The organism is Rheinheimera aquimaris (genome assembly GCF_020531985.1).
In the GTDB taxonomy this organism is placed as follows: Bacteria; Pseudomonadota; Gammaproteobacteria; order Enterobacterales; family Alteromonadaceae; genus Alishewanella; species Alishewanella aquimaris.
In genome coordinates this window covers 503105-524113 of record NZ_JAJAVQ010000001.1, presented here as the reverse complement: position 1 = coordinate 524113, position 21009 = coordinate 503105, and the positions used below count along the sequence as shown (strand labels likewise).

16 protein-coding genes and 3 tRNA genes are annotated in these 21009 nt (G+C 49.5%); 7 read left to right on the top strand and 12 right to left on the bottom strand.

Annotated features, from left to right (window positions below; all coding sequences use genetic code 11):
- Positions 1-3 precede the first annotated feature (3 nt).
- The 11 genes from nth to LHL18_RS02315 form a co-directional block, all read right to left on the bottom strand.
- Positions 4-639, bottom strand: a complete 636-nt coding sequence (gene nth / locus LHL18_RS02365; protein WP_226765610.1) for an endonuclease III — start codon at positions 637-639, stop codon at positions 4-6.
- Between the two features lie 15 nt (positions 640-654).
- On the bottom strand, positions 655-1350 hold the full coding sequence (locus tag LHL18_RS02360; protein WP_226765609.1) for an electron transport complex subunit E: 696 nt from the start codon (positions 1348-1350) through the stop codon (positions 655-657).
- A gap of 17 nt (positions 1351-1367) precedes the next feature.
- Complete coding sequence (gene rsxG / locus LHL18_RS02355; protein WP_226765608.1) at positions 1368-1994, bottom strand: electron transport complex subunit RsxG; 627 nt, start codon at positions 1992-1994, stop codon at positions 1368-1370.
- Positions 1991-3058 carry an electron transport complex subunit RsxD gene (gene rsxD, locus LHL18_RS02350; protein ID WP_226765607.1) on the bottom strand — a complete coding sequence of 356 codons (1068 nt, stop codon included), beginning with the start codon at positions 3056-3058 and terminating at the stop codon, positions 1991-1993. The genes rsxG and rsxD overlap by 4 nt, the downstream gene beginning before the upstream one ends.
- A complete protein-coding gene (gene rsxC, locus LHL18_RS02345; RefSeq protein ID WP_226765606.1) occupies positions 3055-5277 on the bottom strand; it encodes an electron transport complex subunit RsxC in 2223 nt (740 codons plus the stop codon). Before rsxC ends, rsxD begins: the two co-directional genes overlap by 4 nt.
- 4 nt (positions 5278-5281) lie before the next feature.
- Positions 5282-5833, bottom strand: a complete 552-nt coding sequence (rsxB, locus tag LHL18_RS02340) for an electron transport complex subunit RsxB (RefSeq protein ID WP_134054375.1) — start codon at positions 5831-5833, stop codon at positions 5282-5284.
- A complete protein-coding gene (gene rsxA, locus LHL18_RS02335; RefSeq protein WP_134054377.1) occupies positions 5833-6414 on the bottom strand; it encodes an electron transport complex subunit RsxA in 582 nt (193 codons plus the stop codon). The genes rsxB and rsxA overlap by 1 nt, the downstream gene beginning before the upstream one ends.
- 113 nt (positions 6415-6527) lie before the next feature.
- On the bottom strand, positions 6528-8453 hold the full coding sequence (locus LHL18_RS02330; protein ID WP_226765605.1) for an EAL domain-containing protein: 1926 nt from the start codon (positions 8451-8453) through the stop codon (positions 6528-6530).
- 147 nt (positions 8454-8600) lie between these two features.
- Positions 8601-8677 (bottom strand) — tRNA-Asn (locus tag LHL18_RS02325).
- A 21-nt stretch (positions 8678-8698) separates the two neighbouring features.
- Positions 8699-8775, bottom strand: a tRNA-Asn gene (locus LHL18_RS02320).
- 31 nt (positions 8776-8806) lie between these two features.
- Positions 8807-8883, bottom strand: a tRNA-Asn gene (locus LHL18_RS02315).
- Between the two features lie 522 nt (positions 8884-9405).
- Between LHL18_RS02315 and LHL18_RS02310 the strand changes: the two genes are divergently transcribed.
- The 7 genes from LHL18_RS02310 (at position 9406) to LHL18_RS02280 (ending at position 20455) form a co-directional block, all read left to right on the top strand.
- Positions 9406-10764 (top strand): MATE family efflux transporter, encoded by a 1359-nt coding sequence (locus LHL18_RS02310; RefSeq protein WP_226765604.1) that lies wholly within the window; start codon positions 9406-9408, stop codon positions 10762-10764.
- Positions 10761-12758, top strand: a complete 1998-nt coding sequence (gene uvrB / locus LHL18_RS02305; RefSeq protein ID WP_226765603.1) for an excinuclease ABC subunit UvrB — start codon at positions 10761-10763, stop codon at positions 12756-12758. Before LHL18_RS02310 ends, uvrB begins: the two co-directional genes overlap by 4 nt.
- 167 nt (positions 12759-12925) lie before the next feature.
- Positions 12926-13711 carry a putative porin gene (locus LHL18_RS02300; protein ID WP_226765602.1) on the top strand — a complete coding sequence of 262 codons (786 nt, stop codon included), beginning with the start codon at positions 12926-12928 and terminating at the stop codon, positions 13709-13711.
- Positions 13712-13907: 196 nt separating this feature from the next.
- The gene (locus LHL18_RS02295; protein WP_226765601.1) at positions 13908-14966 is read left to right on the top strand and encodes an efflux RND transporter periplasmic adaptor subunit; all 1059 of its coding nucleotides are present in this window, start codon (positions 13908-13910) and stop codon (positions 14964-14966) included.
- A 2-nt stretch (positions 14967-14968) separates the two neighbouring features.
- Entirely contained in the window at positions 14969-18034 is a 3066-nt protein-coding gene (locus tag LHL18_RS02290; RefSeq protein WP_226765600.1) for an efflux RND transporter permease subunit, read from the top strand.
- A gap of 1 nt (position 18035) precedes the next feature.
- Positions 18036-19829 carry a M14 family metallopeptidase gene (locus LHL18_RS02285; RefSeq protein WP_226765599.1) on the top strand — a complete coding sequence of 598 codons (1794 nt, stop codon included), beginning with the start codon at positions 18036-18038 and terminating at the stop codon, positions 19827-19829.
- Between the two features lie 191 nt (positions 19830-20020).
- Entirely contained in the window at positions 20021-20455 is a 435-nt protein-coding gene (locus LHL18_RS02280) for a hypothetical protein (protein ID WP_226765598.1), read from the top strand.
- Between the two features lie 17 nt (positions 20456-20472).
- Here the strand turns inward: LHL18_RS02280 and LHL18_RS02275 are convergent, their stop codons facing one another.
- The gene (locus tag LHL18_RS02275; protein ID WP_226765597.1) at positions 20473-20952 is read right to left on the bottom strand and encodes a DUF2231 domain-containing protein; all 480 of its coding nucleotides are present in this window, start codon (positions 20950-20952) and stop codon (positions 20473-20475) included.
- Positions 20953-21009: the final 57 nt, after the last annotated feature.

Sequence of the window (21009 nt, the reverse complement as noted above, 5' to 3'; positions counted from 1 at the left end):
TCTTTAGTCTTCAGTCTTTTCTTTAAACTCACACAAGTCTTCAATAATACAGCTGCCGCAGCGTGGCTTGCGTGCCACGCAGGTATAGCGGCCGTGCAGTATAAGCCAGTGGTGAACGTCGAGTTTAAACTCACTTGGTACCACTTTAAGCAACTTCTGCTCGACTTCATCGACGTTTTTGCCCGGTGCCAGTTTGGTGCGGTTAGATACACGGAAAATGTGTGTATCGACTGCTATGGTAGGCCAGCGAAACGCGGTATTGAGCACCACGTTAGCCGTTTTACGGCCAACGCCCGGTAGGGCCTCTAAAGCTTCGCGGTTCTCGGGAACCTCACCACCATGCTGCTCTACCAGAATACGGCAGGTTTTAATGACGTTTTCGGCTTTGGTATTAAATAAGCCAATGGTTTTAATATAATGTTTAACGCCGTCCACGCCTAAATCCAGCATAGCCTGTGGCGTTCTGGCTGCCGGAAACAGGTGTCTGGTGGCTTTATTGACTCCGACATCTGTGGCTTGTGCTGACAGTAAAACCGCAATCAGCAATTCAAAAGGCGAGCTGTATTCAAGCTCTGTCGTAGGCTCCGGGTTTGCTTCGCGCAGCCGGCTTAATATTTCTATACGTTTTTGTTTGTTCATTTTTTATCCGGCAGTTTACTGCGCAGCGCCGGTTACACGGGCGCGGGCAATGCTGCCTTTTTCAATGGTTTGTTTTTGCTTAAGTTTATTATCAATAACGTTTTTCAGCGCGATTAATAAGCCCATGCCCAGAAAGGCACCGGGTGGCAGCATGGCTAATAGAAAATGACTGTCGACTGCAAAAACCTCGATGCGAAGCATTTTAGCCCAATCACCAAGCAATAAATCGGCACCATCGAATAAGGTGCCCTGGCCAAGCAGTTCGCGCATAGCTCCGAGTACCAGCAGTACCAGCATAAAGCCCAGACCCATCATAAAACCGTCTAACGCCGAGGGGAGCGGAGCATTTTTTGATGCAAAAGCTTCAGCCCGTCCAATAATGGCGCAGTTAGTGACGATTAATGGGATAAAAATGCCCAGCGACTGATACAAGCCAAAGGTATAAGCATTCATCAACAGCTGTACCACCGTCACTAAGCTGGCGATAATCAGTACAAACACCGGAATGCGGATCTCGCTGGCAACATGATTGCGTACCAGCGATACCGTGACGTTTGAGCCAACCAGCACCAGCAAGGTTGCGACGCCCAAACCCAGTGCATTGGTTACGGTCGCCGTTACGGCCAGCAGAGGACACAGACCCAGTAGCTGAACGAGGCCGGGGTTGTTTTTCCACAGCCCTTGTATTGTCAGCTCTTTAAATTGACTCATATTGTTACTCTACCTTGTTATTGCGAACAGTTGGCAGCCTGAGTGGCCAGCTCGGCATGTTGCTGCACATAGAGTACGGCATTGCGCACGGCTTTAACAACGGCTCGCGGGGTAATGGTGGCGCCGGTGAACTGGTCAAAGTCACCGCCGTCTTTGCGTACTGCCCATTTGCCGGCGTTGTCTGCTGTTACTACTTTGCCGCTAAAACTAAAAATCCATGGCGAGCGACGCGCTTCAATTTTATCACCCAGCCCCGGTGTTTCCTGATGGTTTAGCACCCGGGTGCCCAATACCGTGCCATCAGGCTGAAGCGCGACAATTAAATCGATATTGCCGCTGTAGCCATCGGGCGCAGTGGTTTCAATAATGTAGGCGTGCAGTTCGTTACCGTCACGCCAGCGATATAGCTGCTGCGTACCAGGCCGACCTAAAAGCTGTTCATCCTGCACCAGCACGCAGTCCTGCAACAGCGAAGAGGTCACTTTAATGCCTGGCAGCACTTCAGTCAGTATTGCCATTTTGCTGGCCTGACGCTGCTCTTCAATACGCGGGGCGGTTTGCTGGTTTACCATGCCCAGTATCGCGACACAAAATGCTGCTGCACCAGCCAGCGCCAGAGCGTTTTTGCTGATTGCCTTTATCATTTCAGCTCGCTCCTTTGCCTATGGCCGTAGGTTCGTGGCCGGGTATAGTAGTCAATCAATGGTACCGTCATGTTGGCCAGCAATACTGCAAAGGCATACGCATCCGGATAACCACCAAAACTGCGGATAAGAAACACTAATAAACCAATCAGCGCGCCGTATATCAGCCGGCCCTTGTTAGTGGTTGAAGCGGATACCGGATCGGTCGCGATAAAAAAGGCCGCCAGCATGGTGCCGCCACTGAATAAGTGAAACATTGGCCCTGCGATGCTGTCGGGGGCTGCAAGGCTTGCAACAGCCGATAACACAAACAAACTGGCCAGAACCGCGACAGGAATACGCCAACCAATAGCTTTTTGCTGAATTAAGACTAAACCACCGACCAGATAGGCCAGATTCACCCACAGCCAGCCTGCACCGGCAAAGGCGAAGAACACCGGGTTTTGCAGGCTTTCGTCCAGTGTCAGGCCTCGGCTGAGCCCGGTTCTTAAAGTATCCAGTGGTGTCGCCATCGTTACGCCATCAACGTTGGCTTGCAGTTGTGCAAGGCTAAAACCGCTGCAACTGTACTGCGTAAAAATACTGCACACGGCATCAAGTGGCGTTAGCGTCACGCTCTGTAATGAAAGCGGGGGTAACCACTGCGTCATTTGCAGCGGAAAAGACACCAATAGCAGCACATAGGCCGCCATCGCCGGGTTAAACAGGTTGTTACCCAGGCCGCCATATAGCTGCTTTACCATAATGATGGCAAAAGCCGTACCGATGACAATTATCCACCAGGGCGCATAAGGTGGAATAGCCACAGCCAGCAGCACCGCAGTCAGCATGGCACTGTTGTCCTTTAACCTGATAAATACGGCTTTACGGCGTAGCATTAACACTAAAGCTTCACTGAGCCAGGCTGTGATCACCGCAAGTAATAGCTGAATTAACACACCGTAACCAAATAGCACCGCCTGCACGGCTATGCCCGGTATGCAGGCCAGTACAACCAAACGCATAAGCTGCGATGTGCTGCGCTGACTGTGCTGGTGCGGTGAACTGGCTATTTTAAAACTCATGACTTCTCACTGTCGGCTTGTTTACGGGCTTTAGCCCGTGCAATAGCCGCAGCTATCGCGGCTTTACGTGGATCTGTATCTTTATCTGTCGGCTCAGATGCACCGGTAATACTCTTGCCAGCTTCATCGGGCTCGGCTGGTTGCGCTGAGGTAACTTGTTCAGTCTGCTCATTACCCTTTGCGCTATCCTGAGCTTTCTTAGCTTTGGCCCGGGCCAGTGCTGCCGCAACGGCCGCTTTACGCGGGTCGGATTCAGTAGCCGGCGGTGGTGAAGCAACCTCGCCAGCCGGTTCAGCGTTGTTATCAGCAGTGGCGTCCTGCACTTGTTGTGTCTGCTGTTTGGCTTTTGCCCGGGCGATGGCGGCTGCAATGGCCGCTTTACGCGGATCGGTCTGGTGTTGCGCATCCGCATTGTCAGTGCTTTTCGCAGCAGTGTTATCAGTATCCGCTGGCTCAGTCTGCTGCGCTGCCTTTTTCGCTTTAGCGCGTGCTATGGCTGCTGCCACAGCAGAGGCTTTATCCGATACAGCTGCAGTAGCAGAGGGCTGTTGTACAGATGATGGCTCAGCATCAGCTTGTTGCTGGGCTGCCTTTGCCTTTTGTTGCTGGTACTCGCGTGCTTGCTGTTTTTTCAGCTCGCGCTCGGCTTGCAGCTGAGCTTTGCTTCGCTCGTCTTCCGACGCTGCTGCTTGTGTTTGTTTTGCTTTAATACGGGCCAGCGCATCCACAACAGCTGTATTAGCGCCTGATGCTTGCTGTTGTTGCTGGCGTGCTGCTGCAAGTTGCTGGTTACGCTCTAACCGCTCTTGTTTTTCACGTTCCAGCCGGGCATTACGCGCTTCAAATCTGGCTTTGGCTTGTTCTGCTTTTAACGCTTCGCGCTGCTGCTCGCGAAGTTCGGCCTTGGCAACACGGTAATATTGCACCAGCGGTATTTCACTGGGGCAGACGTAGGCGCAGGCACCACATTCAATGCAGTCTGCCAGATTATATTCTTTTAACTTGTCAGTATCTTTGGCTTTGCTGTACCAGAGTAACTGCTGTGGTAGCAGGCTGGCAGGGCAGGCATCTGCGCAGGCACTGCAGCGTATGCAGTCCATCTCTTGCGCGGGGGCTGGCATCTCTTTTGCCGTTGGCGCCAGTATACAGTTGGTGGTTTTAACGACCGGCACACTTAAATCCGGCAGTGTAAAACCCATCATCGGGCCACCCATGATAACCCGTTGCACCGGCTCGGGCTGGAAGCCACAGTACTGCAATAAATCTGATACCGGCGTGCCAAGCAACGCTATAACGTTTTGCGGCTGGCTTAGCGTGTCTCCGGTTACTGTAACAATGCGTGAAATCAGAGGATGGTCATCCAGAACCGCCTGCGCAATGGCAAACGCCGTGCCGACGTTTTGCATCACAATACCGATATCGAGTGGACGGCGGCCATTGGGTACTTCTTTATTGGTCAGCAGCTGGATCAGTTGTTTCTCACCGCCTGACGGGTATTTGGTTGGTACCTCGCGAACATAATAATGTTCGCGCTGACTGCAGGCGGCCATCATAGCCGCTGCTGCGATAGGCTTATCATCTTCAATACCAATCAGCACCGCTTTGGGATTGAGCAGGCGGCACAGGATATCAATACCTTTGACGATAGTGGTAGCGGCTTCCTGGATCAGTAAGTCATCTGCGGTAATATAGGGCTCGCACTCAACGGCATTGATGATCAGATAGTCTACCGGCTGGTTAACGCCGGTTTTTAAGTGGGTAGGAAAGCCAGCGCCGCCCATACCGGCGATACCGCTTTCCTGGATCCGGTTCAACAATTGCATTTTGTCGCTACTGGCAAAGTTCAGCGGCTCACGCTCACGCCACTCATCCAGGCCGTCTGGCTCAAGCACCAACGTTAGTTCAGGTAACGCGGATGGGTGAGGGCTGGTATGCGGTGTGATTTGCAGTACGGTACCCGACGTTGGGGCATGTACCGGCACCGTCATAGAGTTATCAGCGCTGGTTAATGGCTGACCTTTTAACACCCGCTCACCGGTTTTTACTAATAACTGGCCGGCGACGCCGATATGCTGGCGTAACGGAATATATAATCTGTCGGGCAGTGGCATCACTGCAGCGGGTTTTTGGCTGGTGCTTTGCTTACGTGATGGCGGGTGTATGCCACCGTGGAAATCCCAGATGGTACCCGCCTGAATTTGCTTAAATAAACTGGGCATGGCGTTACTCCACCATCCGAACCGGAATGGCTGCTAAATCCCATTTCCAACGCTCTGGTGTACTGGCGAGTGGGATCATATCAATACAATCTACCGGGCAAGGCTCGACACAGAGATCGCAGCCGGTGCATTCGTCGACCAATACCGTGTGCATTAGTTTGGATGCGCCCACTATGGCATCGACCGGACAGGCCTGAATACATTTAGTGCAACCTATACATTCATCTTCGCGGATATAGGCTACGCGCTTTACGTTTTCGGTTTGGGCGGCGTTAAGTGGTTTGGCTTCAACGCCGAGTAAATCGGCCAGTTTACGGATGGTCGCTTCGCCACCTGGCGGGCACTTATTAATGTCATCGCCGTCAGCAATAGCCTGAGCATAGGGTTTGCATCCCGGATAGCCGCACTGGCCACACTGTGTCTGAGGCAGTATGTCATCTATCTGGTCAACCAAAGGATCGCTGTCTACTTTAAAGCGGATAGCCGCGTACCCGAGCACAGCACCAAACAGCAGTGCTAGTAGACCTATAGCAATGAGAGCAGTAAGCAATGTCATCAGGCTTTCACCAATCCGGTAAAGCCCATAAAGGCCAATGACATCAGGCCAGCTGTTACCATGGCAATGGCCGCACCTTTAAAAGGTACCGGTACATCAGCAGCCGCCAATCTTTCACGCATGGCAGCAAACAGGATCAGCACCAAAGAGAAGCCAACAGCAGCACCAAAACCATACACTACCGAATTTACAAAGTTGTGCCGGGCGTTTACGTTCAACAGTGCAACACCCAATACGGCACAGTTTGTCGTGATAAGGGGCAGAAAAATGCCCAGCAACCGATACAGCGTCGGGCTGGTTTTATGCACCACCATTTCAGTAAATTGCACTACTACAGCGATAACCAGAATAAACGCCAGCGTACGCAGGTAAAGCAGGTCCAGTGGTGCCAGCAGGTAATAATCCACCAAATAACTGCACAGAGACGCCAGTGTCAAAACGAAGGTAGTAGCCAGTGACATGCCGATAGCCGTTTCCAGCTTGCCTGACACGCCCATAAAAGGGCAGAGGCCGAGGAATTTTACCAGCACAAAATTGTTCACCAGTACGGTACTGATTAACAACAACAGAAATTCAGTCATCGTATCGCTCGGGAAAAATGAGGGCCATATTATGCTATTAAGCTAACAGCGACACAACCTGATAAATCGTAGGGTTGTTGCAGCTGTAGCGGAATGACAGCTGCATTTTTTCGCTACAGCGCAGCCGGCTTCCCGACGTAATAGCCCTGATTGCCATCAATAAACAAAGACTCCAGCATATGCTTTTCTTCCTGTGTTTCTACACTCTCGGCAAAAACACCCACACCGATACGGTGAGCGAGGTCTATCATCAGGCGCATAAAGTACTGATTGTTCTTGTCTTCATTAATATGGCGGGTGTAACTGCCGTCCATTTTCACGTAGTCGGGTTTTAAATCGCGGAAAAACTTGAATGATGTAATACCAACGCCAAATTTCTCTACCGTGACCCGGGAACCGGCACGGTGAGCCATATCGATAAAGCGTTTACTGGTTTTCAGGTTTTGCTGCATGCCAAATTCAGTTACTTCGAAAACCAGCTTGGCAGCAATATGTGCATCTTTTAACAAACGGCGTTCCAGCCAGATAATAAACTGATCATCATGCAGACAACGGGCAGATAGGTTCAAACCAAAATACTGATCCTGCAGATTTTTATTTTTAATCGTCGTGAGGGCGGTTTCAATGATCAGCCGGTCAACAGCCACTATCCGATCAAGTTTTTCAGCCATCGCCAAGAATGATGCTGTAGGTAATATCTGACCTTCCTGCGTTTTGAACCTTACCAGAATTTCAGAATAGGCCTTGGCAGAGCGGTTGGATGGCTGTATTAATTGCGTCAGTAAGCTGATGCGATGGTTAGTCAGCACATCGTCAATTACATTGCGCCAGTTTTGGTTACCGTAGCCGCCACTGGACATTTCCATCGCGGCAGATTCTTTTTGCAAGTGCCAGGCGTTAGGTTGTTTCGTCTGAGCCAAACTGATTGACGTATCGGCAATGGCCAGTAATTCACCTAAAGCCTTACCGGCTTCATAGCTGACCAGGCCGGTATAGGCAACTGAATCAAGCTCTGCGTTTTTTTGGTACTCATTTAGCCTGCTTTGCAGCTGCAGTGCAAAGTTCTCAGCTTCTTTTGGCGTTACCCGTGGTAACAAAATGCCGAAATCTGAACTGTTGAGGCGATAGACCCGGTGATCTTTGTAAGAGCCGCACAGCTTTTTAATCAGCTCGGCCACTTCGCGTACATAAGTGTCACCTTCCTGAAAGCCACGGGTTTGATTCAGCGTCTGTAATTCGGTACACCGTGTAATGCCAAAAATGCCGAAATCGTTGTTTTCGTTCTGGCGGATGTTTTCTTCGTAATATTGCACAAAACGATTACGGTTCGGCAAACCGGTTACCGGATCTTTGTAGGCTTCTTCCGCAATATGCTGTGCATTGGCGGTCATTTCGTTAAACTGGCTACGGGTATAGTGTGCCAATTTTTGCAATGCGGTATTGATATCTGAAAATTCGGCGGGGATCTTTTGCCAATCTGGCTCAGCTTTTTGTGGATCCTTAATAAAGCGGTCGATTAACTCATTAACTGCCGATGTAGTACGCCGGTAACTGCGGCTAATACTGCTTTTGCTTAACAGCACAGGTATCCAGCCTAACAAAAATGGCAGGAGTACCAGTATTAACAGCATAATTTGAAATTGTTGCAGGCGTGCCGTGAAATCCAACTGGTAACTGAGCTGAATATTCTGCTCCTGATTGCGCAGCGTCTGTTGTTTAAACTCAGTGCCAAAAAGTTGCAGCAGCAGTGTGGCAACTGGCGCCCCATCTGTATTGCTATTCTGCTCATGCAAAACAGTGTCATCCAGTTGACTGATGCGCAGTTTCTTAAGATTAAAACTGCGATCTAACTGACGGCTCAGTACCTTACCGTCACCGGTAATATGATGATTCAGAATTTGCTCAATCGCGATTCGGATATTATCCTCAGAACTGTTTAGCTGCTGTTGGGTGTATTTGACCAAAACAACCATCGCCGCACCGGCAAGCACAAGCGCTGACAGTAATTGACTGATAAGTAAAGTTCGCAATATTCTCATAAGCATTGACCACCAGATATAACCAGCTTCCTTGTCCTAATGCATAATATAGTTTTAGGCAGCTGCAATAGAAAGCTAATTAAATCAAAAAAATAGTGATAAATATACAAATTACGACAAGCAGGGGGAAAATACAGACGGTATAAATGGCTCCCCAGACTGGACTCGAACCAGTGACCTACGGATTAACAGTCCGCCGCTCTAACCAACTGAGCTACTAGGGAATTGAAGATTACATATTTAGATGGCTCCCCAGACTGGACTCGAACCAGTGACCTACGGATTAACAGTCCGCCGCTCTAACCAACTGAGCTACTAGGGAAGGGTAAAACTACTCTTTGTTATTATGCTGTTGGCTCCCCAGACTGGACTCGAACCAGTGACCTACGGATTAACAGTCCGCCGCTCTAACCAACTGAGCTACTAGGGAACAGCATTCAACGGGGCGCAATACTAATGCCAGCTATACCCCCTGTCAACACTTTGAATCACTGATTTTCACGAACTTGGATTACTTGCGTAATGTTTGAACAAAGCCCCTGATTAGCGCTTTTAACTTTGCTGTTAAAACGGCTAGCTGGCGGATACTAGTTGCTTCAGAATTTACCACAGATTATAAGGACTATAGCGAGTTACCCACAGTTTCTGTGGATAACTCTGTGAATGATATGCGAGGTAGCGTTTGCATGTCTTGATTCTGCTGGCTTTGCTGGTCGTCAAGCAAGTTGCGATGAAAATTAATTGTATTTTAAAACAAAGGCTTATGTTTTTATTGTTTGTCGTTCCTACGGCTTATGACAGATAAAAGTCAGTGGCGGCGGAATTGTGAACTATTTTCCAACTTGCTAATTAAGCTAAATACTGCCGGAAGGCGGAAAATCAGGACAAAACAGCATGGTTTGCCATGGCGCTTTTCTCTACAATAGCACTACCAATACTCCAGCCTGAATTTATGACCACTAAAAAAACCTCATATTCACTGACAAAAGATGACATTCAGCCAACATTGGTCGCGATGACACTGCCCATGCTGGTTGGTATGATCACCTTAATGACATTCAATCTGGTTGACACTTTTTTTATCAGTATGCTCGGAACTGTGCAGCTTGCGGCAATCAGTTTTACCTTTCCGGTGTCTTTTACGCTGATCAGTTTATCGATTGGTTTAAGTATCGGTACCTCAGCCGTTATTGCAAAAGCATTGGGGGCGGGTAGTCTGACAGAGGCAAGAACTGATGGTCAGGTCGCTTTGTGTTTGTCGGCGCTGCTTGTTGCCGTGCTGGCAGTGCTGGGTTATGTTTTTACCGTGCCGTTGTTTACCGCATTAGGTGCTGATACCGACACGCTAAGTTACATCCGCCAATATATGGATATCTGGTTTTGCGGTGCGGTATTGCTGGTGCTGCCTATGGTGGGCAATGCTGTACTGCGGGCCTCGGGCGATACGAAAACGCCGAGTATTATTATGGCATGCTCCGGCCTGGTGAATGCTGTACTTGACCCGATATTGATCTTCGGTTTGGGGCCACTCCCCGCAATGGGAATGCACGGTGCTGCCATTGCGACTGTTATCTCCTGGGTATTTGGTTCTGCACTCATACTGTATTTACTGGTGAAACGCGGGTTAATAACAACCAATTGGATTAAACCGATATTGCTATTGAGTATTTGCCGCAAAATTTTGCGTATTGGTTTGCCTGCGGCCGGGGCAAATATGCTGACACCACTGGCGATGGGCATACTAACAGCCATCATGGCCAGTTATGGCGCGGCTGCGGTAGCGGCATTTGGTGTAGGTGCCAGGCTGGAGAGCATTGCCTGCCTGGTGGTGCTGGCTCTTTCAATGACATTACCGCCTTTTGTCAGTCAGAATTACGGTGCGGGTTTAATGTCACGGGTACAGCAGGCATACCGGTTATGTGCCCGGTTTGTCATGCTATGGCAGTTTGGTATCTATTTGCTGCTGGCCGTGCTGGCCTATCCGGTTGCCACACTGTTTAGTGATGAGCCTGAAGTGATTAGGATTTTATGCCAGTTTATTTGGATAGTACCGCTGGCCTATGGCTTGCAGGGCATTACTATTTTAACGAATTCTTCTTTCAATGCGTTGCATTTGCCCGGCAGTGCTCTGGTATTAAGCCTGATCAGGTTGTTCGTGTTTTATGTGCCTTTTGCCTGGCTTGGGGGCAAGCTTTATGGCATAACCGGTTTATTTATCGGCTGTGTGCTGGCGAATGCATTTACCGCAACGCTGGCCTGGCGCTGGTTTAACCGCGCTGTAGTACGCAATTTACAGGAGGTTACTGCATGACACGCGCATTTGAACTGGTTTCACAATATAAGCCTGCCGGAGATCAGCCGCAGGCGATCAGCAAGCTGGTAGAGGGCCTGGAAGCGGGGCTTGCTCATCAGACACTGCTGGGCGTAACCGGCTCAGGAAAGACATTCACGATGGCCAATGTCATCGCAAGCGTTGACAGACCAACGCTGATTATGGCGCACAACAAAACGCTGGCGGCGCAGCTGTATGGTGAAATGAAAGAGTTTTTCCCCCACAACGCCGTAGAGTACTTTGTGTCGTATTACGATTATTATCAGCCAGAAGCTTATGTGCCCTCAACCGATACTTTTATTGAAAAAGATGCATCGATAAATGAACACATCGAGCAGATGAGGTTATCGGCGACTAAGGCACTGATGGAGCGGCGTGACGTGGTCATTATTGCCTCGGTGTCGGCGATTTATGGTCTGGGTGATCCTGAGTCCTATATGAAAATGCTGCTGCATCTGAAAGTGGGAGACATTGTCGATCAGCGTTTTATTCTGCGCCGCCTGGCCGAGTTGCAATACAGCCGTAATGACATTGATTTTCAGCGTGCAACCTACAGGGTGCGTGGTGATGTGATAGATATCTTTCCTGCCGAATCAGATGATGTTGCGGTCAGGGTCGAATTATTTGATGAAGAGATTGAGCGGATAAGCATTTTTGACCCGCTAACCGGTGCCGTGGAGAAGGTTGTTACCCGCTATACGGTATACCCCAAAACACACTATGTTACGCCGCGGGAAAAAATTCTGGCCGCTGTCGATGAAATCAAGCTTGAGTTAAAACAGCGCCGAGATGAGTTATTGCAAAATAACAAACTGGTGGAAGAGCAGCGACTAAGCCAGCGAACCTTGTTTGATATCGAAATGATGGTTGAGCTGGGATATTGTTCTGGCATTGAAAACTACTCACGTTATTTATCCGGCCGCGCTAATGGTGAGCCGCCGCCAACGTTGCTGGATTATTTCCCGTCAGATGGCCTGATGTTTATTGATGAGTCTCACGTTACTATTTCCCAGATAGGTGCAATGTATAAAGGAGACCGTTCACGTAAAGAGAATCTGGTTAACTATGGCTTCCGTTTGCCGTCGGCGCTGGATAACAGGCCGCTGAAATTTGATGAGTTTGAAGCAATAGCACCGCAGCGGATTTACGTTTCTGCCACGCCGGCGGCTTATGAACTGGAGCATTCTGCAGGCGAAGTCGTTGAGCAGGTGGTGCGACCTACCGGCTTAGTGGATCCGGAAATAGAGATCCGGCCTGTTGCTACTCAGGTGGATGATTTGTTATCAGAAGCTTTTATCCGCGCCCAGCGCCAGGAGCGGGTGCTGGTCACCACGCTGACGAAAAAAATGGCGGAAGATTTAACCGAGTATCTGAATGAACATGGCGTAAAAGTGCGCTATTTGCATTCGGATATTGATACCGTTGAGCGGATGGAAATTATCCGCGATCTGCGCCTTGGCGTATTCGACGTTTTGGTCGGTATTAACCTGCTCCGGGAAGGCCTGGATATACCAGAAGTGTCGCTGGTCGCGATTCTGGATGCCGACAAAGAAGGCTTTTTACGCTCTGAACGTTCACTGATCCAGACTATTGGCCGTGCTGCGCGTAACTTGCAGGGCAGGGCTATCCTGTATGCAGATCGTATTACCGGCTCGATGAAGAAAGCGATAGATGAAACGGAGCGCCGTCGTGCTAAGCAGCAACAGTTCAACCTTGAACATGGCATATCGCCTACTGCCATCAAAAAGAAAGTAGCTGATGTGATGGACCTGGGACAGGATGCTGCACCGGCCTTACCTATGGTTGCCGAGAAAGCGCGACTGATTAAAGGCAAAACACCTTATCAGGTTGAGGCCGATATTAAGCAACTGGAGCAGAAAATGCTGCAACATGCGAAAGACCTTGAGTTTGAACAGGCTGCTAAATTGCGTGATCAGGTGCACTTGCTGAAACAGGCATTGCTTGAAATTTAGCCAAGGCCAGATGATTTTTTATCACGCTTTGTAACAATGATGCATTTGCTTGCAAATTAAGCTGTTTTTGTACAATCAATTAATTGTTTGTTCAGACATAACTGCTAGGATGCGCGCGGCCTTGCAAGGTGCAAAGGCCCTTAGCATTGGTATTTTTAAGGACAGTTATGAAGCAGACTTTTCTGGCAACACTTATCGCAGCTTTCTCAGTTTCCGCTTTCGCTAATACTTTTCAGCATCAGAGCGATGCCAGCTTTGGCTGGCTTGATACCTCTGATGGTGATTTACAACAATGGACGTTGTCACACCGTTTTTATCTGGCGCCGGTCAGTACAGGCAACCAAGCTCCCTATGCCGAGGCGGGCTTTTTAAGCCGTAGCAGCAGTGTTAACGCTGGCTATAACTATTTAAATATCGATACCGGCTTGGTTGAGGGCAGCATCAGTGGCTGGAACATCGGTGGCGAATATAAAGATAACAGCCATAACTTTTATGCTTCAGCGCAGTTAATTGAATTAAATGGGACTGACGATCGGGTTGTGCTGCTAAGCGGTGGCTATTTTATTCAGAGCGACTGGTTGGTTAAACTCGATGCCCGCCATTACCGGGAGGATGGTGCGGGCAGCGAAACTGAATATGGCATCAGCACCAAGAAGTTACTTGCGCTGGAAAATGGTAACTTTATCAACATTGAAGCGCATTACATGGATGTAAAAGGCGATGATGAATCTGAATTCGGCGTAGCGGCAGATTATTACTTCGGCCGCAATATTGCTTTAGGTGTTGCGTATGACTGGACATCAGATGATGTGGTTAATGCTGACGAAGACAGCGTGACGGTGCGTGGCAGCTGGTATCTGCAACCTACGCTGGCACTGAGTGCGGCGGTTGTGTTTGACTACCTGGATACCAGTGAAGAATTATACCAGCTGGGTGTAACGTACCGCTTCTGAGGAGTTAGCCGCAAGTTACCTCAATTTACCCGCCGTTTATGGCGGGTTTTTGCTTTCTGAAAGCCGGTAACAGGTTTATACTTTTCAAACTGTTACTTCATATGTTGCTGTAAATGCGACATTTATCGTGCTGCCTCGCGGGAATTTAATTATGCCAGCCAAATATACCTCTACGATTTTGTTACCCTGTTTTTTAATGTCGTCAGTATTATTGTTAAACGCCTGCGAACCAGCGCCAGAGCAAGCCACAGCTGAAGAAGTACGGCCGGTTAAGTTATATACCGTCGGTAATGGCGGCGCTGGCGTGATAAGGCAGTTTCCGGCCGTGGTTGAGCCCAGTGAAAATGTCAGGCTGGGATTTCGGGTAAGCGGCAAACTGACCCGAATTCTGGTGCGGCCCGGACAAACCGTTACTGATGGCCAGCTACTGGCTAAGTTGGATGAAACCGATTTTGCCCTGATTGTAGAGCAGGCGAGCGCGCGCTATGAGCTGGCAAAAACCCAGTTTGAGCGCTCTGAGCAGCTGATTAATCAGAAGCTGGTGTCGCAGTCAGTATTTGATGAAGCAAAAGCACAGTTTCAGGTAGCAGCCGCCGATTTAAAAACCAGTAAAGCGTCATTAAGTTATACCGAACTACATGCGCCTTTTGCAGGTATCATTTCCAGACAACTGGTTGATAACCATGAAAATGTTGCAGCGCAGCAGCCTGTGCTTGAACTGCAGCTGCGCGATAATGTTGATATCGTTATTCAGGTGCCTGAAGATGTAATTTCTAACGTTAAGAAAGATCTCGACTACCAGCCAGAAGTGATCTTTGACTCGCACCCAGAGTTTCGCTACCGCGCCAAAGTTAAAGAGTGGGATGCACGGCCTGATCCGGCGACAAACAGTTATAAGGTTGTATTTACCATGCCTACACCACAGGACTTTAATTTACTGTCGGGCATGACAGCCAACGTTGTTGCGGAAATGGATAAGATAAGCCGGTACGAAAATAACGTCAGTTATATTCCGCCCAGCGCCATTTTTAGCCCGTCAGGGCAAAGTGTCAGCAGTAAAGACAAATTTGTCTGGGTGTACAACCCCGACACGGGTACCGTTAGCCAGCGCCAGATCCAGGTCGCTGAGTTAAGCAGTGCCGGCCTTGCGGTAACGTCAGGTCTGAGTGCCGGAGAACAGGTTGTCAGCGCCGGTGTGCAGCAACTTAGCGAAGGACAGCAGGTAAGGCCCTGGCAACGGGAGCGGGGGCTGTAAGCATGAGTGTAGCCAGTTATTTCATCACAAACCGTACTTCATCCTGGCTCTTCGCAGCCATTTTACTGATAGGCGGTATTATCGCTTATACCGGCCTTGGCAGATTGGAAGACCCACAGTTTACGCTGAAACAAGCGATGATAGTGACACAGTATCCCGGTGCCTCGCCGGAACAGGTAGAAGAAGAAGTTAGTTACCCGCTGGAAAATGCGATTCAGCAATTACCTTATGTCTATCATGTCACGTCAGTATCTACTGCGGGTTTATCTCAGATCATGGTAGAGATGAAAGACATTTACCGCGCCCGTGAATTGAAACAAATCTGGGATGAGCTACGGCATAAAGTTACAGACCTACAGGGGAAGTTGCCGCCTGGGGTGGGTACACCACTGGTTAAAGATGACTTTGGAGATGTGTACGGTATTTTGTATGCGGTAACCGGCGAAGGTTTCAGCGATGACGAACTGCGTGATTACGTTGATTTTCTGCGCCGCGAACTGGTAACAGTGCCCGCAGTTGGCAAAGTAGCGGTTGGGGGCGAACAACAGGAACAGGTTATTGTCGAGATGTCCCGTTCCAGACTGGCTGCACTGGGTATTTCACCGTCGCAGTTGGCCAGTTTGCTGCAAAGTCAGAATGTTGTGTCTAATGCGGGCTCTATCAGAGTGGATGCCGACAGATTACGAATTCATCCTACCGGCGAATTTCAGCAGGTATCAGAGTTGGAAAGCCTGATTATCAGTAATCCGGCAGCCAGTGAGCTTATCTATCTGGGGGATATCGCCAGGGTGTACCGCGCGCCAACGGAAATGCCAAGCCAGATTATTCGCCATGGCGGTGAAAATGCGCTGACGTTGGGTATTTCTTTTAGTGCCGGTGTCAATGTAGTGGATGCAGGGGAGCAGATAGCGCAGCGTTTGCAGCAGCTTAACTATAACCGCCCCGTTGGTATTGAGTTACACACTATCTATAACCAGCCTGACGAGGTTGCCAATTCGGTCAGCGGCTTTATTGTCAATCTGGCTGAGGCAGTGGCTATCGTTATTATTGTGCTGCTGGTATTTATGGGGCTGCGTAGCGGTATCTTAATCGGCTTGATCCTGCTCCTGACCGTGCTGGGCACTTTTATTTTTATGCAGCAGATGCAAATTGAATTGCAGCGGGTATCGCTTGGCGCCTTGATTATTGCTTTGGGTATGTTGGTGGATAACGCCATCGTGATTACCGAAGGTATCCTCATTGGTATACAACGGCGGTTAAAGCTCGCTGATGCGGCAGCTTTGATTGTAAAACAAACACAATGGCCGTTACTTGGTGCCACTGTGATAGCAATTACGGCTTTTGCGCCGATAGGGCTATCGAGCGATGCGACCGGTGAGTTTGCCGGCAGCCTGTTTTGGGTGCTGCTGGTGTCCTTGTTGCTAAGCTGGGTAACGGCTATTACATTAACCCCGTTCTTTGCCAGTTTATTGTTTAAATCGCAGTTGCAACAGAGCCAGCAAGCAGCAGATGACGAGGCACTTTACCGCGGGGCAATATTTGATGTTTACCGCACAGTATTAACAGCTGCAATGCGGCACCGCTTTATTACTTATGCCCTGACGATACTGTTATTAGTTAGCAGTGTGCTGGTGTTTGGCAAAGTAAAGCAGGTGTTTTTCCCACCTTCAAACACGCCGATATTTCTGCTGGATCTGTGGCAGCCAGCTGGCAGTGATATACATTATTCTGCCGATCAGGCTAAGCAGATCATGACTTATTTGCTACAGCAGGATGGTGTTACAAATGTGACAGCTACCTCAGGACGAGGGGCTGAGCGCTTTATGCTGACGTACCAGCCGGAGAAAATATATAGCAGTTACAGCCAGCTGATTGTGCGGATGGAAGACAAAGCGCAATTACCGGCGTTGATGAAGCAGGTAAGGGAGCATATTTACAGCCATTATCCCGCTATAGACGCTAAGCTGATGCGGCTGGAGGTCGGGCCGTCAACACCGGCCAAAATTGAAGCGCGTTTTAGTGGCGCGGATCCTGATGTACTGCGTCAGCTTTCTGCCCAGGCACAGCAGATATTAAAAGCCGACCCCGGCGCACGCAATATTCGCGATAACTGGCGGGGCAGACAAAAGGTTATCCGGCCACTGTTTAATGAAGCCATGGGACGCCGCGCCGGGATCAGTAAACAAGACATTGATGATGTATTGCTGACCAGCTTATCGGGTAAGACACTGGGCGTGTATCGGGATGGCACGCATTTACTGCCGATAGTAGTGCGCTCGCCGCTGAGTGAGCGTGACAATATAGACGCGTTGTATGATTTACAGGTATTTAGCAGCAAACTCGGGCGTTATATCCCGATAACCCAGGTAGTTAACGGCTTTGAGCTACAATGGGAAGACCCTCAAATTCAGCGTCGTGACCGTAAACGTACTATTACCGTGATGGCTGATCACGATATTCTCGGTGATGACACCGCCGCTAATTTACTCAAGCGTGTTAAACCGCAGATAGAGGCAATACCGTTACCGACCGGTTATTTCCTGAACTGGGGCGGCGAGTTTGAAGCGCAGCAAAAAGCACAGAAAGCCCTGTTTGGTTCTTTACCTATGGGGTATCTGGTCATGTTTATTATCACGGTACTGCTATTTAACTCGATGCGTTCTGCATTGGTTATTTGGGCCTGTGTGCCGCTGGCCATCATCGGTGTCAGTTTTGGTTTAAAACTGATGGGGGCACCTTTTGGTTTTATGGCGCTGTTGGGTTTCCTCAGCTTATCAGGCATGCTGATTAAGAATGGTATTGTACTGGTTGAGCAAATTAAGCTGGAACTGGAAGAAGGCAAACAGGCTTATCACGCCGTGTTTCACAGCGCTGTAAGCCGGGTTCGGCCGGTAGCGATGGCCGCTATTACCACTATTCTTGGCATGATCCCGCTACTGGCAGACGATTTCTTCGCCAGTATGGCGGTAGTTATCATGTTTGGCTTAGGCTTTGCGACAGTGCTAACGCTGATATTCCTGCCGGTGCTGTATTGTAGTGTGTTTAAAATAAAAACGAGTGACGCCTGATATGAAAATGCATCTGATTTCGGTACTGACCTGTAGCCTGTGTCTGACACTAAACGCTGCCCAGACTGAAGACTGGCTGCCACCTTTACCGGCCTGGCAGGGCAGCAGCGAGGCCTTGATTAAGGCTAAAACTCACCCCTGGATTAGCCCGGCAGAGCTTAGCGGATTAACAGAAAGCCCGGATTACAACAGCACCATTAGCTATCTGCGCCGGCTCGTAGACAGTTCTGATTTACTGGAAATGGAGCAATTCGGCAGCAGCGCGCAGGGGCGGCCACTTTATTTGGTCAAAGCCAGTGCGGCATTGCATAAAATTGCACAGAACCCACAACGCCCCTTACTGCTGGTACAGGCCGGTATTCACAGCGGTGAAATTGACGGCAAAGACGCTGGCCTTATGCTGCTGCGTGATATCGCTCATGGCGACAAAGCCAGGCTGTTGGCCAATGCCGATTTACTGTTTATTCCGGTATTTTCAGCCGATGGTCATGAAAGACGCTCTGCCACTAACCGGATGAACCAGCGCGGCCCGCTAATGCAGGGCTGGCGCGCAACAGCACAGAACCTTAATCTGAACCGCGATTACAGCAAAGCTGATGCACCGGAGATGCAGGCTTTACTGGGGGTACTGAACAAATATCAGCCTGATCTTTACATTGATGTGCATGTAACAGATGGCGAGGATTATCAATATGACATTACCTACGGTTTTAATGAGCCTTTCGCTGCAGTCAGCCCCAATGCAGCCAGTTGGCTGGCAAAATTATATCGCCCGGCAGTAAACAGGGCTCTGGAACAAGCCGGCCATATACCAGGCCCGCTGGTGTTTGGTGTGGACAGTAAAGATTTCAGTAAGGGGATTAGTGGCTGGACCGCCAGCCCGCGCTACTCCAATGGTTATGGCGATGTGCGGCATTTACCGACGGTGCTGGTCGAGAACCATAGCTTAAAACCATACCGCCAGCGTGTGCTGGGTACTTATGTTTTGCTGGAGCAAAGCCTGAAACTGCTTAACGAGCAGGGCAAGGCGCTGATACTGGCGCGTCAGGCCGATATGCAGGCCAGACCTAAACGCATGGTGCTAAGCTATAAAGCCAGTGAACAGCCGGAGTTTACCGACTTTAAAGGTATGGCATTTCAGCTTAAGGCATCCGACATCAGCGGCGACAGCTATGTTTACTGGACTGGTGAGCCCAAATTGTACGAAAAGCTGCCGGTGTACTGGGACAAGGTAGCAGATAAGGAAATCGCTGTGCCCACCGCCTACTGGTTACCGCCAGAGCAACACACCGTTATCGGGCGGCTAAAGTTGCATGGTATTGAAATGACAACGCTGGATAAGCCGGTAAAAGTCTCGCTGCAGCAGTTAAGTGTTGCGAGCCATCGTTTTGCCGAAAAGCCGTTTGAGGGACATTTTATGCTGCAGGATGCCCGGTTTACTAAACAGAGCATCAGTCGCACGCTGACGCCGGGCTGGGTAAAAGTCAGCACCGATCAGGCTCTGGGCCGTTTGGCTGTGGCGTTACTGGAGCCAACTGCACCAGACTCCTTTTTCAGCTGGGGCTTCTTCCCTGGCATGTTTGAGCGCACCGAGTATTTTGAACCCTATGCTATAGAGCCGCTAATACAGCGTATGGTGGCACAGCAGCCCGAGCTTAAAGTGCAGTTTGAACAGGCACTGGCACAGGATGAAAAGCTGCGCAACAACGCGCGGGAGCGCTATAACTGGTTTTATCAGAAAATGCCTTACTATGATCAGGCCTATCTGAAATATCCGGTATTAATAGAACCCTGATCGCGTAAAGCCTGATGTTACCTAAATTTCTGCATCGTACTGATGTCGGTGCAGATCTGTGTAAATAACGCCATTCCATCCTGCAGATCTGTAATAGTCTGCTACTGTTAACTTTGTTTTTTAATAAATTACTTAGTTAACAATTTGCTTATGATTATGTCTGTCTTACCCGCAACAAATGATGGGTGCAGATGATCTGGTTATTATTTCTGCACCTGTGCGCTTTGATAACCTGGTCGGCTGCACTGTTGATCCTTCCTGTACTTATTCCGCGCTCTGTAAGTGAACTGGCAAGCTGTGGCCCGGATGGTACTGATATTGCCCGTTTATGGTTCACGCACCTTGCGAGCCCCGTGGCCTTATTAGCAATAGGTTCAGGTACCGTTATCTTTATTGTCAGCCGGCAGATTGATGCCTGGCTTTTGGTAAAGCTGACGCTGGTGACGGTGTTGGTTGTATGCCATGTACTGGGCGGTTTACTGATTTTGTATAGTAAACGCGAGCATGCCACAGGAGTTGTGGTTAAGTGCCGGCTACTGCTTTGCACCATCCTAAGCTTGGAGTGCAGCATCATTGCATTAGTGTTGTTTAAACCATCAGAGGAGCAACTGCTATGGTTTCTCTGACGTTTACTGCACGAGCTTCACGATTTAGCATCTTGTTGCAGCATGTCGTCGATATTGACGCCAACCGCATACTCGTACACCAGCCTGCCTCCGAGATAGCCGGTAACAGTGATAAGCAGGCCACTGAGCACCGACAAATAAATGCCTTGTGGCAATACAGCCAAGGCGGGATCAGGCAGCCTTTGCAGCCAGTTAAGGGTAGCCAGCGACAACAGCATGACTGCCAGGATGGCATGACACCAGGCAGTGATCAGCCGGCGGATCTGGCTTACCAACAGCAAATCGAACAAGCCCGCCAATCCTGCGACCCATCCACCTATCGCACCCACGCCAGCAAGCCACAGGCTGGCTCTGGCCCAGAACGGATCGTCGCTGTACAAAAAAGCGACGTCGGTGGCGATAAGCCCAACCAATGCTGCGACGGGAAAATGTATCAGCCCCGGGTGCAGCGGATGGCCAAAAACAATGATCTGACTGGTGATAGGCTGCATCGACATAGCGGGCTCCGGAACTATTCAAAGAAAGATAAGGCACTGCATTTACGCCCTAGTTTA